The sequence below is a fragment of the Streptomyces sp. NPDC059649 genome (genome assembly GCF_042734445.1).
Classification (GTDB): domain Bacteria; phylum Actinomycetota; class Actinomycetes; order Streptomycetales; family Streptomycetaceae; genus Streptomyces.
This window is the reverse complement of sequence record NZ_JBHWDV010000003.1, coordinates 287,470-307,151: the sequence shown is the minus strand read 5'-3', so window position 1 is coordinate 307,151 and position 19,682 is coordinate 287,470. Positions and strand designations below refer to the sequence as shown.

Genomic DNA, 19,682 nt, shown 5'->3' with positions numbered 1-19,682 from the left:
GTTGGAAGGGCCGACAGGGCTCAGATGTCGAGGAAGCGGACGTCCTTGGCGTTGCGCTGGATGAACGAGCGGCGTGCCTCGACGTCCTCGCCCATCAGCACCGAGAACAGGTCGTCGGCGCGGGCCGCGTCGTCCAGCGACACCTGGCCGAGCACACGGTGGTCGATGTCCATGGTCGTCACCCGCAGCTCCTCGGCGTTCATCTCGCCGAGACCCTTGAACCGCTGGATCGAGTCCTCACGGATCCGCTTGCCGTTCTGCTTGCCGAGCTCGACCAGTGCGTCCCGCTCCGAGTCGGAGTAGGCGTACTCGAAGTCGTCCCGGCCCCACTTGATCTTGTACAGCGGCGGGCGGGAGAGGTAGACGTGACCGGCCTCGACCAGCGGGCGCATGAAGCGGAACAGGAAGGTCAGCAGCAGGGTGTTGATGTGCTGGCCGTCGACGTCGGCGTCCGCCATCAAGATGATCTTGTGGTAGCGGAGCTTGCTGATGTCGAAGTCCTCGTGCACGCCCGTGCCGAAGGCCGAGATCAGCGCCTGGACCTCGTTGTTCTGCAGGATCTTGTCGACCCTGGCCTTCTCGACGTTGAGGATCTTGCCGCGGATCGGCAGGATCGCCTGGTACTCCGGGTTCCGGCCGGACTTGGCCGAGCCGCCGGCGGAGTCACCCTCGACGATGAAGATCTCGCACTTGGTCGGGTCGTTGGACTGGCAGTCGCTCAGCTTGCCGGGCAGCGACGCGGTCTCCAACAGGCCCTTGCGGCGGGTCAGATCGCGCGCCTTACGGGCGGCCACGCGGGCGGTCGCCGCCTGGATGCCCTTGCGGACGATGTCCGCGGCCTCGTTGGGGTTGCGGTCCAGCCAGTCGTTGAGGTGCTCGTGGACCACCTTCTGGACGAAGGTCTTGACCTCGGTGTTGCCCAGCTTGGTCTTGGTCTGGCCCTCGAACTGCGGCTCGGAGAGCTTGACCGAGATGATCGCCGTCAGACCCTCGCGGATGTCCTCGCCCGTGAGGTTGTCGTCCTTCTCGCGGAGCAGCTTCTTCTCGCGCGCGTAGCGGTTGATCAGACCCGTCAGCGCGGCGCGGAAGCCCTCCTCGTGGGTACCGCCCTCGTGGGTGTGGATGATGTTCGCGAAGCTGTAAACACCCTCGCTGTACTGGGTGTTCCACTGCATCGCGAGGTCGAGGGAGAGCATCCGCTCCTTGTCCTCGGCCTCCAGCGAGATGACCGTCGGGTGGACCAGCTCGCCCTTGCGGGAGTTGAGGTACTTCACGAAGTCGACGATGCCGCCCTCGTAGTGGTACCGCACCGAGAGCGGCTGGCCGTCCTCGTCCACGTGGTCCGGGCGCTCGTCCTTGAGCGAGATGGTCAGCCCCTTGTTGAGGAACGCCATCTCCTGGAAGCGCCGGGACAGCGTCTCGAAGCTGTAGGTGGTGGTCTCGAAGATCTCGCCGTCGGCCCAGAACGTGACCGAGGTGCCGTGCTTGTCGGTCGCCTCGTGCTGGGCCAGCGGGGCGGTGGGCACGCCCTGCTTGTACTCCTGGGTCCAGCGGTAGCCGTCCGTGTGGATCTCGACCGCGACGCGGGTCGACAGGGCGTTCACCACGGACACACCCACGCCGTGCAGACCACCGGAGACCGCGTAGCCGCCGCCGCCGAACTTCCCGCCGGCGTGCAGCACGGTCAGCACGACCTCGACGGCCGGCTTGTTCTCGGACGGCACGATGCCGACGGGGATACCGCGGCCGTTGTCGACGACGCGGACACCGCCGTCGGCCAGGATCGTCACGTCGATGGTGTCGGCGTAGCCGGCCAGCGCCTCGTCGACGGAGTTGTCGACGACCTCCTGCACGAGGTGGTGCAGACCGCGCTCGCCCGTCGATCCGATGTACATGCCAGGGCGCTTACGGACCGCGTCCAGGCCCTCGAGGACGGTGATCGCGCTGGCGTCGTACGACTTCTCCTCCGAGGAGTCGCCCATGGCGCCGGCCGGAACCCCCTCCTCTTCGGTAGAAGCCGTGTTGTTCTCGTTGAGGTCGCCGGAGTCGGCCACGAAGCGCCCTTTCTGGCACAGCACAAGCCCCTTCCGCGCCTGTGCGGGTCACCCCGGGAAATACAGGCGGGAGCGGCTGCGTCGTTCGACATGTTCCGCGAGTGGGCGGGATTGCTACCAGTGTACCGGTGGCGCTGACACTCATGGGGGTTTGCAGGTACCTGAGTCGTCATGTGCCGCCCTGAACCGCCGTCCGCCGACTCCCCATATCCGAGACGGGGCCCCAGGACGCTCAAACGGGCACTCAGCGCTTCCGGCTGTCAACCGGCGGCTACCGTGAGCGGAGTCTCATCCACCCCAGTGGTTCACCGGTGTCCTGCGGCCTATCCGTAGGTGTCGCCGGGGCCCTTGCTGCCGGGCGCGCGCAGCGCTCCGTACCGGCGGGCGGGGCCGCCCGGACCCAGCACCTTGATCATCTTGACCGTGCCGTGGCCCAGGTCCTCATTGAGCCGGGCCACCAGCTGCGGGGCCAGCAACCGCAGCTGGGTCGCCCACGCCGTGGAGTCGCACTGCACGGTCAGCACCCGGGCGTCCTCGTCGTAGCGCTGCGGCTCGCAGTGCTGTGCCACCTCGGGGCCGACCAGCTGCGGCCAGCGGCCCATCACCCCGCCGACCGCGGCCGGGGTCTCCCAGCCGCGCTCCGTGATCAGCCGGTTGATCGCCGCACCGAGCGGCAGCGGATCGCGGCCGTCCGCCCGCGCGCCGGAGCGCAGGCCGCCGCGCCGGGCCTGCTTCTTCTGCTGCGCGGCCGCGCCCCGCGCACGCGCCGCCTCCTTGGCGGCCACCAGCGCCTGCCGGGCCAGGTCCACCCCGGACAGCTCCGGGGGCTTGGGCCGGTCGGACTGCTGCTCGCTCACGGGGTCACCTTCTCGACGGTGCCCTCGGCGACCGCGTAGCGCGCCCCGGTCAGCACGCCGGGCACGTCGTCGTCGACCGCCGCCGTCACCAGCACCTGCTCGCCCGGGGCCACCAGCTCCGCCAGCCGCTCCCGGCGCCGTGCGTCCAGCTCGGCGAAGACGTCGTCCAGGACCAGCACCGGTTCATTGCCCTCGGCGCGCAGCAGGTCGTACGAGGCCAGCCGCAGCGCCAGCGCGTACGACCAGGACTCGCCGTGGCTGGCGTAGCCCTTGGCCGGCAGCTGGCCGAGCTTCAGCACCAGGTCGTCGCGGTGCGGGCCGACCAGCGTCACCCCGCGCTCGATCTCCTGCTTGCGGGCCTCGCCGAGCGCGGCCAGCAGCACGCCGTACAGCTCCTCGCGGGACATCGCACCGGCCGTCGCCTCGCCCGACGAGGGGCGGTACTCCAGCGCCAACGGGCCGCCGCCCGGGGCCAGTTGCTCGTACGCCTTGTCCGCGAGCGGCTGCAGCGCGGCGATCAGGTCGAGGCGCTGTGCCAGCAGTTCGGCGCCGGCCCGGGCCAGATGCTGGTCCCACACGTCCAGCGTCGAGAGGTCCATCTGCCGCCCGCCGTGCCGCCGCGCCAAGGCGGCGGTCTTCAGCAGGGTGTTGCGCTGCTTGAGGACGCGGTCGTAGTCGGCGCGTACCCCGGCCATCCGGGGGGAGCGCGCGGTGATCAGCTCGTCCAGGAACCGCCGGCGCTCGCCGGGGTCGCCCTTGACCAGGGCCAGGTCCTCCGGCGCGAACAGCACCGTCCGTACGATGCCCAGCACATCGCGAGGTCTGACCTGCGAGGATCTGTTGATACGGGCGCGATTGGCCTTGCCGGGATTCAGCTCCAGCTCGATCAGCTGCTGTCGCTCGCCCTGGGTCACGGCGGCCCGGATGATCGCCCGCTCGGCGCCCATCCGCACCAGCGGCGCGTCCGAGGAGACCCGGTGGCTGCCGAGCGTGGCCAGATAGCCGACCGCCTCGACGAGATTGGTCTTGCCCTGCCCGTTGGGGCCCACGAACGCCGTGACGCCCGGATCGAGCGGGACCTCGACCCGGGCGTACGAGCGGAAGTCGGCGAGCGACAGATGCGTCACGTGCATGGCGGTGCGCCGACCTCCCCCGGCTGCGTGGTGGTGCGAGTACTGCTGGTGGTTACTTCTTGCTCTCGACCGCGTGGCCGCCGAACTGGTTGCGCAGCGCGGCGATCATCTTCATCTGCGGGGAGTCGTCCTGGCGGGACGCGAAGCGGGCGAAGAGCGAGGCCGTGATCGCGGGCAGCGGTACGGCGTTGTCGATGGCGGCTTCCACAGTCCACCGGCCCTCGCCGGAGTCCTGTGCATAACCACGCAGCTTGTCCAGGTGCTCGTCGTCGTCGAGGGCGTTGACGGCCAGGTCGAGCAGCCAGGAGCGGATGACCGTGCCCTCCTGCCAGGAGCGGAAGACCTCGCGCACGTCCGTGACGGAGTCGACCTTCTCCAGCAGCTCCCAGCCCTCGGCGAAGGCCTGCATCATCGCGTACTCGATGCCGTTGTGGACCATCTTCGCGAAGTGGCCGGCGCCGACCTTGCCGGCGTGCACCGCGCCGAACTCGCCCTCCGGCTTGAGGGCGTCGAAGATCGGCTGCACCTTGGCGACGTCGTCCTTGTCGCCGCCGTACATCAGCGCGTAGCCGTTCTCCAGGCCCCAGACGCCGCCGGAGACGCCGCAGTCGACGAAGCCGATGCCCTTGGCCTTGAGCTCCTCGGCGTGCTTCTCGTCGTCGGTCCAGCGGGAGTTGCCGCCGTCCACGACGATGTCGCCCGGCGAGAGCAGCTCGGCCAGCTCGTCGATCGTGGACTGGGTGGCGGCGCCGGCCGGCACCATGACCCAGACCACCCGCGGACCCTTCAGCTTGTCCACAAGCTCCTGGAGGCTGTTCACATCCGCCAGGTCCGGGTTGCGATCGTATCCGACGACGGTGTGGCCGGCGCGGCGGATGCGCTCGCGCATGTTGCCGCCCATCTTGCCGAGACCGACGAGACCGAGCTCCATCAGAGACCCTCTTTGCACGTAGTCGTTGCTGTTCGTACCCGAGTCCGAGCCTACGCCCGCAGGTCCGCGCACACCTGTGGGCTCAGCCGCTCATCAGGGCCCTTCAGCCGGTCGCCGCAAGGGCCCGCCGCGGGCGCACTTCCGCCCGTCAGCCCGAGGGCCGCACCGGCATACTGCGCCCGTGCGAGAGCCGCCCCTCGCGCTCCCAGCGTCAGCCCGACAGCCGGACCGGCATGATCAGGTACTTGTAGGCCTCGTCCGCCTCGGCGTCCTTGGCGGGGCGGCCGCTCAGCAGCGCCGGCTTCGTGGACGTCGTGAACGACAGCTGCGCCACGGGGGAGTCGATCGCCGACAGGCCCTCCAGCAGGAAGCCCGGGTTGAACGCGATCGAGATGTCGTCGCCGTCCAGATCGGCGTCGACCCTCTCCACAGCCTGTGCATCGTCGCTGGAGCCGGCCTCCAGGATCAGCACGCCCTGCTCGAAGCTCAGCCGGACCGGGGTGTTGCGCTCGGCGACCAGCGCCACGCGCTTCACGGCCTCGACGAACGGAGCGGTCTCGATCACCGCGACCGAATTGAACTCGGTCGGGAAGAGCGTGCGGTACTTCGGGAGGTCGCCCTCCAGCAGACGGGTCGTCGTCCGCCGCCCGGCACCCTCGAAACCGATCAGGCCCTCGCCCTGGCCGGAGCCGGACAGCGCGAGCGTGACCGTGTCGCCGCTGCTCAGGGACTTGGCGGTGTCCAGCAGCGTCTTGGCCGGGACCAGCGCGACCGCGGAGGCGTCCGGGCTCTCCGGCTTCCACAGGAACTCGCGGACCGCGAAGCGGTAGCGGTCGGTGGAGGCCAGGGTGACGGTGTCGCCCTCGATCTCGATGCGGACGCCGGTGAGCACCGGGAGGGTGTCGTCACGGCCGGCCGCGATGGCCACCTGGGCGGCGGCCGCGGCGAAGACCTCGGCGGGGACCGTGCCGGTGGCGGTGGGCATGGCCGGCAGGGACGGGTACTCCTCCACAGGGAGGGTGTGGAGGGTGAACCGCGAGGAGCCGCAGACCACGGTCACCCGTACACCGTCGGTGGAAATCTCCACCGGGCGGTTGGGGAGGGCGCGGCAGATGTCGGCGAGCAGCCGGCCGGAGACGAGGACGGTGCCCTCCTCCTCGACCTCGGCGTCCACCGAGACGCGCGCGGAGACCTCGTAGTCGAAGCCGGACAGGCTCAGTGCGCCGTCCTCGGCCTTCAGCAGCAGGCCCGCGAGGACGGGCACCGGCGGACGGGCCGGGAGGCTCTTGGCCGCCCAGGCCACTGCCTCCGCGAGTACATCGCGCTCCACCCGGATCTTCACCGGAAACCGCCTCCTGCTGTTGCTGGCTTACGCCCTGCTGGCCTTCGTCGTCGGCTCAGTCGCCGGAGACCAGTCTGACGCACGCCACCGACAGTCGGTGCGGCTCGGGGTCAAGTCGACTCGGGCGACGTCGGACGCCGGGCCGCCGAGTTGTGCACAGGCCCCGTTTCCGAACGAGTTCCCCGGTAGATATCCGTGGTCGTAGTAGTAGGGCCTGTGGAAACCGTGGACAACTGCGTCTGGGCAGGTCAACGCCGGTTTTTTGTCCACCGGGGCTGTGGGCGGGGGCCGTGGATAAGCGGCCCGTGCTGTGGACCGCGGAAAGTTCTGCACACCCGATGCACAGGGCGCGGGTAGTTCTCCCCAGTGCCATCCCCAGCTTTACCCACGTTCCCCACAGCCCAACCCATCACCTTGATGTGACGGCTTTCACTCGGCCCGGTGAGGCGGGGTGTTGTGTTGCCGAACAGTGGACAGGGGTGTGGAGAAGCTGGGGATTGCTGGGGACAACGGCGGCTCACCTGTGGGCGGGCGGTGGACAAGAGATCCACCGGCCTGTGGACGGAATCTCTGTCCACAGCCTGTGGAGAGCGCTTGGCCACAAATCCACACCCGGCTGACCTCCTCCGATCTTCCCTCGGAGGCCCCGGCTGTGGATCCCACAGGGATAACTTTCCTCTCCCCAGGGTGTGGACGGAAGATTCTTGCCCAATCTGTGGAGAGAGGCCGTGACCAGCCACGGAATCGAACACCGCCAGCGGCGCTCCACAGCTTCGGGACGGCGGCACAGCGTCCCGTACGAGCTCGCCGGGCGGCCCCGGCACGGCGAAGGGCGCCCGGGAACGGGTCCCGGGCGCCCTGGGCGCGGTCGGTGCCGAGGCGGTGCGGCGGCACGTCGGCCGTCGCTCTCCGCCGTCCTTGAGCGGTCTCAGCCGTTCTTGATGCGGTTGGTCAGCTCGGTGACCTGGTTGTAGATCGACCGCCGCTCGGCCATCAACGCACGGATCTTTCGGTCGGCGTGCATCACGGTCGTGTGGTCCCGGCCGCCGAACTGCGCACCGATCTTCGGCAGCGACAGGTCCGTGAGCTCGCGGCACAGGTACATGGCGATCTGCCGGGCGGTGACCAGCACCCGGCTGCGGGACGAGCCGCAGAGGTCGTCGATGGTCAGGCCGAAGTAGTCGGCCGTCGAGGCCATGATCGCGGTGGCGGTGATCTCCGGAGCGGCGTCCTCACCGCCGGGGATCAGATCCTTCAGCACGATCTCGGTGAGCCCCAGGTCCACCGGCTGCCGGTTGAGCGAGGCGAACGCGGTGACCCGGATCAGGGCGCCCTCCAGCTCGCGGATGTTGCGCGAGATCCGGGACGCGATGAACTCCAGCACCTCCGGCGGGGCGTTCAGCTGCTCCTGCACCGCCTTCTTGCGGAGGATCGCGATCCGCGTCTCCAGCTCGGGCGGCTGGACGTCGGTGATCAGGCCCCACTCGAAGCGGTTGCGCAGCCGGTCCTCCAGGGTGACCAGCTGCTTGGGCGGCCGGTCACTGGAGAGCACGATCTGCTTGTTGGCGTTGTGCAGCGTGTTGAAGGTGTGGAAGAACTCCTCCTGCGTCGACTCCTTGCTCGCCAGGAACTGGATGTCGTCGACCAACAGGATGTCCATATCGCGGTAGCGCTTGCGGAACGCGTCCGCCTTGCCGTCGCGGATGGAGTTGATGAACTCGTTGGTGAACTCCTCCGAGCTCACGTACCGCACACGGGTGCCGGGGTAGAGGCTGCGCGCGTAGTGCCCGATGGCGTGCAGCAGGTGGGTCTTGCCGAGCCCCGACTCCCCGTAGATGAACAGCGGGTTGTACGCCTTGGCCGGGGCCTCGGCGACGGCGACCGCGGCGGCGTGCGCGAAGCGGTTGGAGGCACCGATGACGAAGGTGTCGAAGAGGTACTTGGGGTTCAGCCGGGCGGTCGGCTCACCCGGGCCGGTGGCCGGCGCGGGCTGCGCGGCGAGCGGGCCCGGGGCGCCGCTGGGCGCCGGAAGCGCGGCACCGGGGCCGGAGCGGCCGTTGGGGCCACCGGGCTGGTGCTCGGGCAGATCGCGGCGCTGCGCGTCGTACGGGGAGCGCGCGCCGTCGGAGTGCTGCGGGGGGCGGCCGCGGTCCTGGCCGCGGTAGTCGGGCTGCGCCTGCTGGTGCTGCGGTACGTGGGGCGCCGACGGGTACGGCTCGCGCCACTGCTCCGCGGACGTCTCGCGCTCGGGGAAGCCGCCGAGGTGCTGCTGCTGCCAGCCGTAGTCGTCGCGCGGGCCGGGGCCGCCGGGGGCCACGTGCGGCCAGGCGCCGGGTTCGTGCCGCGGTTGCTGGTAGTCCGGGTAGGCGGGGCGGACGCCGGGCAGGTCGTCGCCCTGGTGCCCGTATCCCTGCCGGGCGTCGTGCCGGGGCTCGTAGTCGTACGCCTCGTGCTGCTGCGGCGCCGGATGCTGCTGGTGATGCGGCTGCTGCTGCTGGGACGACTGGTGCTGGTGCGACTGGTGCTGCGCGGGTGCGGACGGCGCCGGCGGCTCGTCCGAGGAGTCGTCGACGGTGATCGCGATCCGGATCGGGCGGCCGCACTCATGACTGAGGGCCTCCCCGATCAGCGGGGCCAGCCGGCCTTCGAGCACGCCCTTGGCGAATTCATTGGGCACGGCGAGCAGCGCGGTGTCGGCCACCAGCGCCAGCGGCTGGGTGCGCTTGAGCCAGTCCTGGTCCTTCGGCTTGAGGCCGTCGGCCTCCGCTCGAAGGAGATGGTCGAGCACGCGCGGCCACACTGCGGCAAGATCGGCAGGTACATCAGCCACAGGGCACGCTCTCTCACAGTCCCACGAATGTGTGATTCTCAGGACGGGCGGGAAGGAATCGGAGTTCAGCCACGGTAGTCAGGGCGGGCCTGGGGATTCAAGTTGTTGTCCACAGGCTGTGCATAGTGTGTCCTGACGACGGACCGCGCGGGCTCCCGAGGAGCCGGTTTGACCGGATGGCGTAGCCGCGCGTACCGTGACCAGGTCGAGTTGTCGATGGCTGCTGCCGCCTGCCTCCGATGGGCAAAGATCGCGCTCTGGTGATCGTGTAGCGGTGCACTTAGGCGTTGCGAGGCGAGCTACTCGTGGGCGCACGGTGACAGCCAACGACGCCCCACATCTGTCTCACCTTGAGACAACAAGCATTCCTGGAGCCCCCGAGTGAGCAAGCGCACCTTCCAGCCGAACAACCGCCGCCGCGCGAAGACCCACGGCTTCCGTCTGCGCATGCGGACCCGCGCCGGCCGCGCGATCCTCGCGTCCCGCCGTGGCAAGGGTCGCGCCCGCCTGTCGGCCTGAGCAGCCCGATCTAGGTCCATGACGTGCTGCCTACCGAAAATCGGCTGAGGCGGCGCGAGGACTTCGCGACCGCGGTACGCCGGGGACGCAGGGCCGGGCGCCCGCTCCTTGTCGTGCATTGTCGTAGCGGTGCAACGGACCCGCACGCAGCGGGGGAATGTGTTCCCCCGGCGCGTGCGGGTTTCGTCGTGAGCAAGGCCGTTGGCATCGCGGTCGTCCGCAACAAGGTCAAGCGACGGCTTCGCCACCTCCTGCGTGACCGGCTGGACCGGCTTCCCGCCGGTAGCCTGGTTGTCGTACGGGCCCTGCCCGGCGCGGGCACCGCGGACCACGACGAGCTGGCCCGCGACCTGGACGCCGCCCTGGAGCGGTTGCTGGGAGGGTCGCCGAGAGGCTCCAACCCCGCGGGGGCCGCGACCGGCAGCGGTTGTGCCGCGGACCCCCGGAACCCCGGCCGGGGCCCGGGAGGGAGCGCACAGTGAAGTACCCGCTGCTGCTTTTGATCAAGATCTATCAGTGGACCATCAGCCCCCTGCTGGGGCCGGTCTGCAAGTACTACCCGTCGTGCTCGCACTACGGCTATACGGCCATCGACCGGCACGGCGCGGTAAAAGGGACTGCGCTGACAGCCTGGCGCATTCTGCGCTGCAACCCGTGGTCGCTCGGGGGCGTCGACCACGTCCCTCCCCGGAAGCGTCCGGTTTGGCATCAGCGGCTGAGGAGCCGCCTGGGCGGGCCCACCGTCCCTGAGCCTGTCGCCCAGCCCGAACCTCAGCCCAACGCCCAAGGAGCCTGATTCGTGGACACGATCCTGAATCCTCTCTATTACGCCGTTTCCTGGATCATCGTCCAGTTCCACTCGTTCTACGGCCTGATCTTTGACCCGAACAGTGGGGCGGCGTGGGGTCTGTCCATCGTCTCGCTGGTGGTGCTGATCCGTATCTGCCTGATCCCGCTCTTCGTGAAGCAGATCAAGTCGACGCGGAACATGCAGGCGCTCCAGCCGAAGATGAAGGCGATCCAGGAGCGCTACAAGAGCGACAAGCAGCGCCAGTCCGAAGAGATGATGAAGCTCTACAAGGAGACGGGCACCAACCCGCTCTCGAGCTGTCTCCCGATCCTGGCCCAGTCGCCGTTCTTCATCTCGCTGTACCAGGTCCTCAGCCACATCGCGAACAACAAGACGGTCGGCTTCATCGACCAGTCGCTGCTGGAGAGCGCGCAGAAGGCGCACATCTTCGGTGCCCCGCTCGCGGCGAAGTTCATGGACAGCGCGGCCAAGATCGAGAGCCTCGGCGCCTCGGTCACCAACGTCCGCGTGGTCACCGTCATCATGATCATCCTGATGTCGGCGTCGCAGTTCTACACCCAGCGCCAGCTGATGACCAAGAACGTCGACCTCACGGTGAAGACGCCGTTCATGCAGCAGCAGAAGATGCTGATGTACGTCTTCCCGATCATGTTCGCCGTCTTCGGCATCAACTTCCCCGTCGGTGTCCTCGTCTACTGGCTGACCACCAACGTGTGGACCATGGGCCAGCAGATGTTCGTCATCCGTCGTAACCCGACCCCGGGCAGCAAGGCGTTCGCCGAGCGCCAGGAGCGGCTGCGGGCCAGGGGCAAGCTGGTCGAGAGCCCGACCGAGGTCGCGGCGAAGAAGGCCGTCGAGGAGGCGCGCCAGAACCGTCAGCAGCCCAAGCGCCAGACGAAGGCCAAGCGGCAGACCGGTGCGCCGGCCGCCGGTCCCCAGGGCCGGACGCAGAACCGTACGCGGGCCGGCTCGGCGTCGTCCGACACGGAGAACGGCTCGGCGGGCTCCGGCCAGGGCGGAGCGAAGAAGCAGTCGCTGGAGAAGAAGGCCGCGCAGGACGGCACCGCGCAGAGCGGCTCGGCCTCCGGGTCCCGCTCCGCGAAGTCCGGTCAGCGCAAGGGCCAGCAGCGCCCCAAGCACCCGTCGAAGAAGTAAGAAGGAGTCCTTTCGTGACGGACACGACCCCTGCCGCCGAGGGCACCGACACCCTGTCCCGTCTGGAGCAGGAAGGCGAGATCGCGGCCGACTACCTCGAGGGTCTGCTGGACATCGCCGACCTCGACGGTGACATCGACATGGATGTCGAGGCCGATCGCGCCGCGGTGTCGATCATCAGCGAGTCGACCAGCCGTGACCTGCAGAAGCTGGTGGGCCGCGACGGTGAGGTGCTGGAGGCGCTGCAGGAACTGACCCGGCTGGCCGTGCACCGGGAGACCGGTGACCGCAGCCGGCTGATGCTGGACATCGCCGGCTACCGGGCGCGTAAGCGTGAGCAGCTCACGGCGATCGGTGCGAAGGCGGCCGAGGAGGCCCGTGGTACCGGTCAGCCCGTGAAGCTCGACCCGATGTCGCCGTTCGAGCGCAAGGTCGTGCATGACGCGGTGGCGGCGGCCGGCCTGCGCAGTGAGTCCGAGGGCGAGGAGCCGCAGCGCCGAGTGGTTGTCCTCCCGGCCTGACCGTTCAGCGCTTCCGTTTTTTCTTTGGCCCCGTCTGCTCGCAGGCGGGGCCAAAAGTTGTCAGCGTTCTGTGTTATTCCGGGTGCGTGACCCAGGTTCCCGGCAGGAAAAGCAGTCCAGAGGAAGGGCGGTTCCCGTGACGGAGGCAGCAGCGGAGCTCCCTCCTGCGCCGAAGGTGGCACAGGAGGTATTCGGTGAGCGCTTTCCGGAGGCCGTGCGGTACGGCGAACTGCTCGCCGACGCGGGGGTGACGCGTGGGCTGATCGGGCCGCGCGAGGTACCGCGGCTGTGGGAGCGGCATCTGCTGAACTGCGCGGTGCTCTCCGAGGTCGTGCCCGAGGGTGTTTCGGTCTGTGACGTGGGCTCGGGGGCCGGGCTGCCCGGCATCCCGCTGGCTCTGGTGCGGCCGGATCTGAAGATCACGCTGCTGGAGCCGTTGCTGCGGCGGACGAATTTCCTTCAGGAAGTCGTCGAGTTGCTCGGCCTGGACCATGTGACGGTCGTGCGGGGGCGGGCCGAAGAGGTCATGGGCAAGCTTCCGCAGGTGCATGTGGTGACCGCGCGTGCGGTGGCGCCGCTGGACCGGCTGGCCGGCTGGGGCGTTCCGCTGCTGCGTCCGTACGGCGCGATGCTGGCGCTCAAGGGCGATGCCGCGGAGGAGGAGCTCAAGGGCGCCCGGGCCGCGCTGAGCAAGCTCGGTGTGGTCGACACCTCGGTGGTGCAGGTCGGCGAGGGCATTGTGGATCCGCCGACGACGGTGGTGCGGGTCGAGGTGGGCGAGAGCCCCGGCGGTGTGCGTTTCGCTGCGAAGCGGGCGAAGGCGGCGCGGGCCAGCCGTCCGACGAGGGGGCGCCGGCGCTGAGGCCTCACGCCGGAGCCGTGGAGACCGGCATGGGGAAGAGGGAAAGCCGTTCCGCGAAATAGGGGACGCGGTAATTCCATAAACCCATCAAAACGGCACAAGACGGAGTGTCGCGGCTTATTCGGTCGCGACGCTGGCATCGTGTTTCACGTGAAACGTCGCTCTCTGCTGCAAGGGATCATCAGCCGTGGTCGTGCGGCTGCCGCGCCGCGCGACCGTAGACCCACACGGGTAACGGAAGTATCCACAGACGTGGGTTTGTCCACAGGAGAACGGACCTCACTGGTTCACGACGCCGAAAGCATGGCAGGCTCTGACCATTGCGAGCCTGATGTCGAGGAGAGTGAATCCTTGCGGTCCGACGCCAACATCGCGGGACCGATGACCGATCCGGTCCCCGGTCCCCGTAGCGAGTCGTTCGGGGACGACGTTTCACGTGAAACGCCGCCCCCGATGGACGACACCCCGATCGGTCGTGCAGCTCAGCTGGCGGTGGAGGCACTCGGCCGCGCGGGCGAGGGGCTTCCCCGGCCCGAACACACCCGGGTCATGGTCGTTGCCAACCAGAAGGGTGGGGTCGGTAAGACCACGACCACCGTGAACCTGGCGGCTTCCCTGGCCTTGCACGGGGCACGGGTTCTGGTCATCGACCTCGACCCCCAGGGCAATGCGTCGACGGCCCTGGGGATCGACCATCACGCCGAAGTGCCGTCCATCTATGACGTGCTGGTGGACAGCAAGCCGCTCTCCGATGTGGTGCAGCCGGTGGTCGATGTGGAGGGGCTGTTCTGTGCGCCCGCCACGATCGATCTGGCCGGCGCCGAGATCGAGCTGGTCTCGCTGGTGGCCCGGGAGAGCCGGCTGGACCGGGCCATCAAGGCGTATGAGCAGCCGCTGGACTACATCTTCATCGACTGCCCGCCCTCGCTCGGCCTGCTGACGGTCAATGCGCTGGTCGCGGGGGCCGAGGTGCTGATTCCGATTCAGTGCGAGTACTACGCGCTGGAGGGGCTGGGACAGCTGCTGCGGAACGTCGACCTGGTGCGGGGGCATCTCAACCCGCAGCTCCATGTCTCGACGATTCTGCTGACCATGTACGACGGACGTACCCGGCTGGCCTCCCAGGTCGCCGATGAGGTCCGTAACCACTTCGGCCACGAGGTGCTCCGTACCAGCATCCCCCGCTCCGTACGCATCTCCGAGGCACCCAGCTATGGGCAGACAGTGCTCACCTATGACCCCGGATCCAGTGGTTCGCTTTCGTATCTGGAAGCGGCCCGAGAGATCGCGTTGCGTGGGGCCCCGCAGCCCGGGGGTCAGGGCCTCAGCGTCACCTATGAAGGACAGCACAGCATCTCGGAGGGGACTCAGTGAGCGAACGACGTAGAGGCCTGGGCCGTGGGCTCGGGGCGCTGATCCCCGCGGCACCGCAGAGCACGGACCATGCCGGGCCCGCGGTGGGGCAGGGAGCGACATCACCCGCGGCCGTACCGGTCCTGGCGCCGGAGCGAGGGGTGGCCGCCGCCAAGGTGACCTCGCTGCCGACGCACGGTGTTTCACGTGAAACGGAGGCGCCGGCAGCGGCGGAGCCGTCGGCGGACGGCGTATCGGAAGTGGCGGGTGCGCACTTCGCCGAGGTGCCGCTCGATGCCATTACCCCGAATCCGCGCCAGCCGAGAGAGGTCTTCGACGAGGACGCCCTTGCCGAACTGGTTACCTCCATCAAGGAGGTGGGCCTGCTCCAGCCGGTGGTGGTCCGTCAGACCGGACCCGGCCGGTACGAGCTCATCATGGGGGAGCGCCGCTGGCGGGCCTGCCGTGAGGCGGGGCTGGAGAGGATTCCGGCGATCGTGCGGGCGACGGAGGACGAGAAGCTCCTCCTCGACGCGCTGCTGGAGAACCTGCACCGGGCCCAGCTCAACCCGCTGGAAGAGGCGGCCGCCTATGACCAGCTGCTCAAGGACTTCCAGTGCACGCATGACGAGCTGGCCGACCGGATCGGGCGCTCGCGTCCGCAGGTCTCGAACACGCTGCGCCTGCTGAAGCTCTCCCCGTCCGTGCAGAAGCGGCTGGCCGCGGGGGTGCTCTCGGCGGGTCATGCCCGGGCGCTGCTCTCCGTGGAGGACTCGGAGGAGCAGGACCGCCTCGCGCGCCGCATCGTCGCCGAGGGGCTGTCGGTGCGTTCGGTCGAGGAGATCGTGACGCTCATGGGGTCGACCCCCGAGAGCCCGACCAAGGCGAAGGGGCCCCGTGCGGGCGCGCGGGTCTCCCCCGCGCTCACCGGACTCGCCTCCCGGCTCTCCGACCGCTTCGAAACCCGGGTGAAGGTCGACCTGGGGCAGAAGAAGGGAAAGATCGTCGTCGAGTTCGCCTCGATGGACGATCTGGAGCGCATCCTCGGCACCCTCGCCCCGGGCGAGGGTCCCGTCCTGGGCCAGTCGCTGGCCGAGGAGAACGATGAGAAGACCGGCGAAGAACAGTGAGCTGACACCTACGGCTCCCGGGCGGGCCGTGTTCCGGACTCCATACCGGAACACGGTCCGCCCTTTGCTTTTGTGCGCTACCCGTGCCCGTAAAGCGTGGATACGATGCCTTCGGGTATGGCACGCATCCACGTGGAGACGCCTCACATCGAGGAGAGGGCCATGCAATCGGTGAGCCGCACCGGACTGCTGGCAGCGGGCTTCGGCCTGGCAGCCGTCGGAGGTTTCGTTGGAGGTCTGCTCAGGGAGCAGGCCGTGCTGACGGCGCTGCGTGGTGGTGCGGTAGGCGAGAGAAGTGAGGACCTGGTTCCATGGGCCGTCGGCTCGTACCGCTCACGCTGGACAACCTTCCGGATCTCCCCAAGCGCTGCCGCTCCTGTGTCTTCTGGGAGCTCGACCCCGTCAGCGGCGAGGCCGCGGTAAAGGCGGGACGTCCCGAGCTGGAGAAGGAAGCCTGGATCTCGGCGGTTCTGCTGGAGTGGGGATCCTGCGGGCGTGTTGTCTATGTCGATGAGGTGCCGGTGGGGTTCGTGATGTACGCCCCCCCGGCCTATGTGCCGCGTTCGACCGCCTTCCCGACCAGCCCGGTCTCGCCGGACGCGGTGCAGTTGCTCACCGCATGGCTGACGCCCGGGTACCAGGGCCAGGGGCTGGGGCGGGTCATGGTCCAGACGGTCGCCAAGGACCTCACCCAGCGAGGGTTCAAGGCGATCGAGGCGTTCGGTGATGCCCACTGGACCGAGCCGGCCTGTGTGCTGCCCGCCAACCATCTCCTCGCGGTGGGCTTCAAGACCGTACGGCCCCATCCCCGCTTTCCGCGGCTGCGCCTTGAGCTGAGGACCACGATCTCGTGGAAGGAAGACGTGGAGATGGCGCTCGACCGTCTGCTGGGCGCCGTCCAGAAGGAGCCCGCCCTGCGGCCGCTGTAGCGCACGCTGTTTCATGTGAAACCGAGCGCTGTTTCACGTGAAACAGAGAACGGGCCCGCCCCTCGATGAGGAACGGGCCCGTTTCACGTGAAACAGACGATGAGCTGACTCAGGCGAGGAAGTCCGCCAGGTCGCGCTCGATCGCGGCCTTCGGCTTGGCGCCAACGATGGTCTTCACGACCTCGCCGTCCTTGTAGACGTTCATCGTCGGGATCGACATGACGCCGTACTTGGCGGTGGTCGCCGGGTTCTCGTCGGTGTTCAGCTTCGCGATGACGATCTCGTCGTGCTCAGCGGCAATGGCCTCCAGGGAGGGGGCGACCTGGCGGCACGGACCGCACCAGGTGGCCCAGAAATCCACGAGGACGGGCTTGTCGCTCTTGAGGACGACCTCTTCGAAGTTGGCGTCCGTGACGGTCACCGTGGCGCCGGCCATGGCAATCTCCTTACTGGGTGGGTGGTGGGAAAGCTGGAGCCGCGGGTCAGGCGGCAGGGGTCTTCTCGGGCTCGGGGGTCGACTCCCCGTCCGCCAGCGCAGCGAGGTACCGCTCGGCGTCGAGGGCGGCGGAGCAGCCCGTGCCGGCCGCCGTGATCGCCTGGCGGTAGGTGTGGTCGACCACGTCGCCGGCCGCGAAGACGCCCGTCAGGTTGGTACGGGTGCTGGGCGCATCGACCTTGAGGTAGCCCTCGTCGTCGAGGTTCAGCTGGCCCTTGAAGAGCTCGGTGCGCGGGTCGTGGCCGATCGCGATGAAGAGACCGGTGACGGGGAGCTCCGAGGTCTCACCGCTCTTGACGTTGCGCAGCGTCAGACCGGAGAGCTTGTTCTCGCCGTGGATCTCGGCGACCTCACTGTCCCAGACGAACTTGATCTTCGGGTCCGCGAAGGCGCGCTCCTGCATCGCCTTGCTGGCCCGCAGGGTGTCGCGGCGGTGGACGACCGTGACGGACTTGGCGAACCGCGAGAGGAAGGTGGCCTCCTCCATGGCGGTGTCGCCGCCACCGATGACGGCGATGTCCTGGTCCTTGAAGAAGAACCCGTCGCAGGTGGCGCACCAGGACACGCCACGACCGGAGAGCTCGTCCTCACGGGGCAGACCGAGCTTGCGGTGCTGCGAGCCGGTGCTGACGATGACCGTCTTGGCCCGGTGCACATTGCCGGCGGTGTCGGTGACCGTCTTGATGTCCTCGCTGAGGTCGACCGAGACGATGTCGTCGGGCACCAGCTCGGCGCCGAAACGCTCGGCCTGGGCGCGCATGTTGTCCATGAGGTCCGGCCCCATGATGCTGTCGCGGAAACCGGGGAAGTTCTCCACGTCGGTGGTGTTCATCAGCGCGCCTCCGGCGGTGACGGCACCTTCGAAGACCAGCGGCTTCAGGGACGCGCGGGCGGTGTAGAGCGCTGCGGTGTAGCCCGCGGGCCCGGAGCCGATGATGATCACGTTGCGGACGTCGCTCACGGGTGTCTTCCTTGTCTCTGCCGACTGCTTGCTGGGGCTCTCGGAACTCTCACCCCACCCAACGGATCCTACGGGGCGTGCATTCCCGGAGTGTCACAGCGCACTACTCGTCGTTCAGTCTCGCGGGTACGAGTGCGACAGCAGAACCCTTCCGGGGGCCGGTGGCGTGGCGGAGACACAGGAGGACGAGACGACATACGCCGAGACACGCTTCACGTCCGCCGGGTCCGGCAGGACGACCAGGAAGGCGTCCTTGCCCTGGTAGTGGGTGTGGCTGGACGCGAGCGGGGCTTCCGGACGGCCGATGCCCTGGCGGACGCAGGACGGAATGGTGTCGGCACTGCCCCGCAGCGGGGTCTCGGGCGAGCTGCGGGCACCGATGTCCGGCGATTTGTGCGAGCCCTTCGTCGCCAGCAGGGCATGGACGTGGGAGCCGAGGCTGGCGGCGGTCAGGCCGCCCGCACCGCCCGGCCCCTTCTCGGTGGTCGCCGTGGGTCGGCTGGGGCCGGCCTGCGTCCCGTCCATGGCGGCGTTCTGGAGGAGTAGTCCGCCGACGCTGAAGACCGCCGCGGCCGCTGCGGTGCCGAGCAGCACACGGGGCCAGCGCCGTGCCCGGGAGGCCCGGCCGCTGCGGTTCCGGCGACCCGGACCGGAGGAACCAGTGGGACGCCCGGCAGGGCGGGTGTTCGGTGTGGCGCGGGCGGGTGCCTCAGGCTCGGTTTCACGTGAAACAGAAGCAGGGCGGGCGATCGTTTCACGGGCTGCTGTGGCCCGAGCCGCCGTTTCACGGGTCGCTGTTTCACGTGAAACATGCGGCGCCGAGCTAGGAACTGTGGCGTTGAGAAGTGCCTCGGCAGCGAGAGCGGCATCGATACGCTCGGCGACATCCGTCGGCATGCGCGTCGGGCCGGGGAGCCTGCCGAGCATCCCCCGGATCTCCTCCAGGGAGGCGTAGACGTCCTCGCACAGCGCGCAGCCGGCGAGGTGCGCGCGCAGATCCGCGCTGCGGGAGGGGGAGAGCAGCCCGTCCGTGAGGTCGGAGATCTCGGATACCTCCGGGTGCTCACCCGTGCCGGTCGTCGACGTCACGCTCGCCCACCTCCGCCCTTCACGGCACCTGTGTCCTTCGATCCTGCCGTCGGTGGGACGGATGTCCCCTGCGCCCGGTTCCTTCCCCCGCTCGCCGGGTTGCTACCCCCGTCGTCAGCCCGCAGATGGGTGACCAAGGGGAGGAGGCGGGCACGGCCGCGTGCACAGCGGCTCTTCACCGTTCCGGTCGGGATGTCGAGGATCGCGGCTGCCTCGGCGACGGGGTAGCCCTGCATATCGACGAGAACCAGGACGGCGCGCTGCTCCTCGGGGAGGGTGCGCAGGGCGCGGAGCAGCTCACGGTGCAGATCCTGGCGTTCGGCGGGGATCGCGGCGGACTCCTCGGGTTCGAGGAGCTGCTCCAGCCGCTCGGTCTCGGCAACCGGCGCGGTGCGCCGGGAGGCAGTCTTGCGGGCCCGGTCCAGGCAGGCATTGACCGTGATGCGGTGCAGCCAGGTCGTCACTGCGGATTGCCCGCGGAAGGTGTGGGCCGCGCGGTAGGCGGACACCAGGGCGTCCTGTACGGCGTCCGCGGCTTCCTCGCGATCACCGAGAGTGCGCAGCGCCACCGCCCAGAGCCGGTCGCGATGGCGCCGGACGATCTCCCCGAACGCATCGGGGTCACCCTTCACATGCAGGGCAAGGAGATCGGCGTCGGTTGGTGTCGAAGCCTCGTCGCTGTCGGTGGACACGGGCCCCCCGGCCGTAG

At 68.9% G+C, this 19,682-nt stretch carries 18 protein-coding genes and 1 pseudogene; 9 read left to right on the top strand and 10 right to left on the bottom strand.

Annotated elements, in window-relative coordinates:
* Positions 1-20 precede the first annotated feature (20 nt).
* The 6 genes from gyrB to dnaA form a co-directional block, all read right to left on the bottom strand.
* Positions 21-2,054 carry a DNA topoisomerase (ATP-hydrolyzing) subunit B gene (gene gyrB, locus ACFV1J_RS07190; protein ID WP_385856244.1) on the bottom strand — a complete coding sequence of 678 codons (2,034 nt, stop codon included), beginning with the start codon at positions 2,052-2,054 and terminating at the stop codon, positions 21-23.
* Positions 2,055-2,377: 323 nt separating this feature from the next.
* Positions 2,378-2,911, bottom strand: a complete 534-nt coding sequence (locus ACFV1J_RS07185) for a DUF721 domain-containing protein (RefSeq protein WP_385856243.1) — start codon at positions 2,909-2,911, stop codon at positions 2,378-2,380.
* Positions 2,908-4,044 carry a DNA replication/repair protein RecF gene (recF, locus tag ACFV1J_RS07180; RefSeq protein ID WP_385856242.1) on the bottom strand — a complete coding sequence of 379 codons (1,137 nt, stop codon included), beginning with the start codon at positions 4,042-4,044 and terminating at the stop codon, positions 2,908-2,910. The genes ACFV1J_RS07185 and recF overlap by 4 nt, the downstream gene beginning before the upstream one ends.
* Before the next feature lie 52 nt (positions 4,045-4,096).
* Positions 4,097-4,975, bottom strand: a complete 879-nt coding sequence (gnd, locus tag ACFV1J_RS07175) for a phosphogluconate dehydrogenase (NAD(+)-dependent, decarboxylating) (RefSeq protein WP_385856241.1) — start codon at positions 4,973-4,975, stop codon at positions 4,097-4,099.
* Positions 4,976-5,186: 211 nt separating this feature from the next.
* Positions 5,187-6,317, bottom strand: a complete 1,131-nt coding sequence (gene dnaN, locus ACFV1J_RS07170) for a DNA polymerase III subunit beta (protein WP_385856240.1) — start codon at positions 6,315-6,317, stop codon at positions 5,187-5,189.
* Positions 6,318-7,245: 928 nt separating this feature from the next.
* Positions 7,246-9,147: a chromosomal replication initiator protein DnaA gene (gene dnaA, locus ACFV1J_RS07165; RefSeq protein WP_385856239.1), complete on the bottom strand. Its 1,902-nt coding sequence runs from the start codon at positions 9,145-9,147 to the stop codon at positions 7,246-7,248.
* A gap of 381 nt (positions 9,148-9,528) precedes the next feature.
* Here dnaA and rpmH point away from each other — a divergent pair, with 381 nt between their 5' ends.
* From rpmH to ACFV1J_RS07120, 9 genes and pseudogenes are all read left to right on the top strand, one after another.
* Positions 9,529-9,666: a 50S ribosomal protein L34 gene (gene rpmH, locus ACFV1J_RS07160; protein WP_003949374.1), complete on the top strand. Its 138-nt coding sequence runs from the start codon at positions 9,529-9,531 to the stop codon at positions 9,664-9,666.
* 23 nt (positions 9,667-9,689) lie between these two features.
* Positions 9,690-10,058: pseudogene (gene rnpA, locus ACFV1J_RS07155) on the top strand (ribonuclease P protein component); the annotation flags it as partial.
* Positions 10,059-10,144: 86 nt separating this feature from the next.
* Positions 10,145-10,462, top strand: coding sequence for a membrane protein insertion efficiency factor YidD (gene yidD / locus ACFV1J_RS07150; protein WP_385856238.1), 318 nt, complete (start codon positions 10,145-10,147; stop codon positions 10,460-10,462).
* Positions 10,463-10,465: 3 nt separating this feature from the next.
* Positions 10,466-11,632 (top strand): membrane protein insertase YidC, encoded by a 1,167-nt coding sequence (gene yidC / locus ACFV1J_RS07145; protein WP_385856237.1) that lies wholly within the window; start codon positions 10,466-10,468, stop codon positions 11,630-11,632.
* 14 nt (positions 11,633-11,646) lie between these two features.
* Complete coding sequence (locus ACFV1J_RS07140) at positions 11,647-12,153, top strand: protein jag (RefSeq protein WP_385856236.1); 507 nt, start codon at positions 11,647-11,649, stop codon at positions 12,151-12,153.
* A 136-nt stretch (positions 12,154-12,289) separates the two neighbouring features.
* A complete protein-coding gene (gene rsmG / locus ACFV1J_RS07135; RefSeq protein ID WP_385856235.1) occupies positions 12,290-13,015 on the top strand; it encodes a 16S rRNA (guanine(527)-N(7))-methyltransferase RsmG in 726 nt (241 codons plus the stop codon).
* A gap of 303 nt (positions 13,016-13,318) precedes the next feature.
* Complete coding sequence (locus ACFV1J_RS07130; protein WP_385856234.1) at positions 13,319-14,389, top strand: AAA family ATPase; 1,071 nt, start codon at positions 13,319-13,321, stop codon at positions 14,387-14,389.
* Positions 14,386-15,498, top strand: coding sequence for a ParB/RepB/Spo0J family partition protein (locus ACFV1J_RS07125; protein WP_385856233.1), 1,113 nt, complete (start codon positions 14,386-14,388; stop codon positions 15,496-15,498). Before ACFV1J_RS07130 ends, ACFV1J_RS07125 begins: the two co-directional genes overlap by 4 nt.
* Positions 15,499-15,809: 311 nt before the next feature.
* Positions 15,810-16,427: a GNAT family N-acetyltransferase gene (locus ACFV1J_RS07120; protein WP_385856232.1), complete on the top strand. Its 618-nt coding sequence runs from the start codon at positions 15,810-15,812 to the stop codon at positions 16,425-16,427.
* 109 nt (positions 16,428-16,536) lie between these two features.
* Here ACFV1J_RS07120 and trxA read toward each other — a convergent pair whose 3' ends face one another.
* The 4 genes from trxA to sigM form a co-directional block, all read right to left on the bottom strand.
* On the bottom strand, positions 16,537-16,863 hold the full coding sequence (gene trxA / locus ACFV1J_RS07115; RefSeq protein ID WP_360942433.1) for a thioredoxin: 327 nt from the start codon (positions 16,861-16,863) through the stop codon (positions 16,537-16,539).
* Positions 16,864-16,909: 46 nt separating this feature from the next.
* Positions 16,910-17,884 (bottom strand): thioredoxin-disulfide reductase, encoded by a 975-nt coding sequence (trxB, locus tag ACFV1J_RS07110; RefSeq protein ID WP_385856231.1) that lies wholly within the window; start codon positions 17,882-17,884, stop codon positions 16,910-16,912.
* A 114-nt stretch (positions 17,885-17,998) separates the two neighbouring features.
* Positions 17,999-18,973, bottom strand: a complete 975-nt coding sequence (locus tag ACFV1J_RS07105; RefSeq protein ID WP_385856230.1) for an anti-sigma factor family protein — start codon at positions 18,971-18,973, stop codon at positions 17,999-18,001.
* Entirely contained in the window at positions 18,970-19,665 is a 696-nt protein-coding gene (gene sigM, locus ACFV1J_RS07100; protein WP_385856229.1) for an RNA polymerase sigma factor SigM, read from the bottom strand. Before sigM ends, ACFV1J_RS07105 begins: the two co-directional genes overlap by 4 nt.
* Positions 19,666-19,682: the final 17 nt, after the last annotated feature.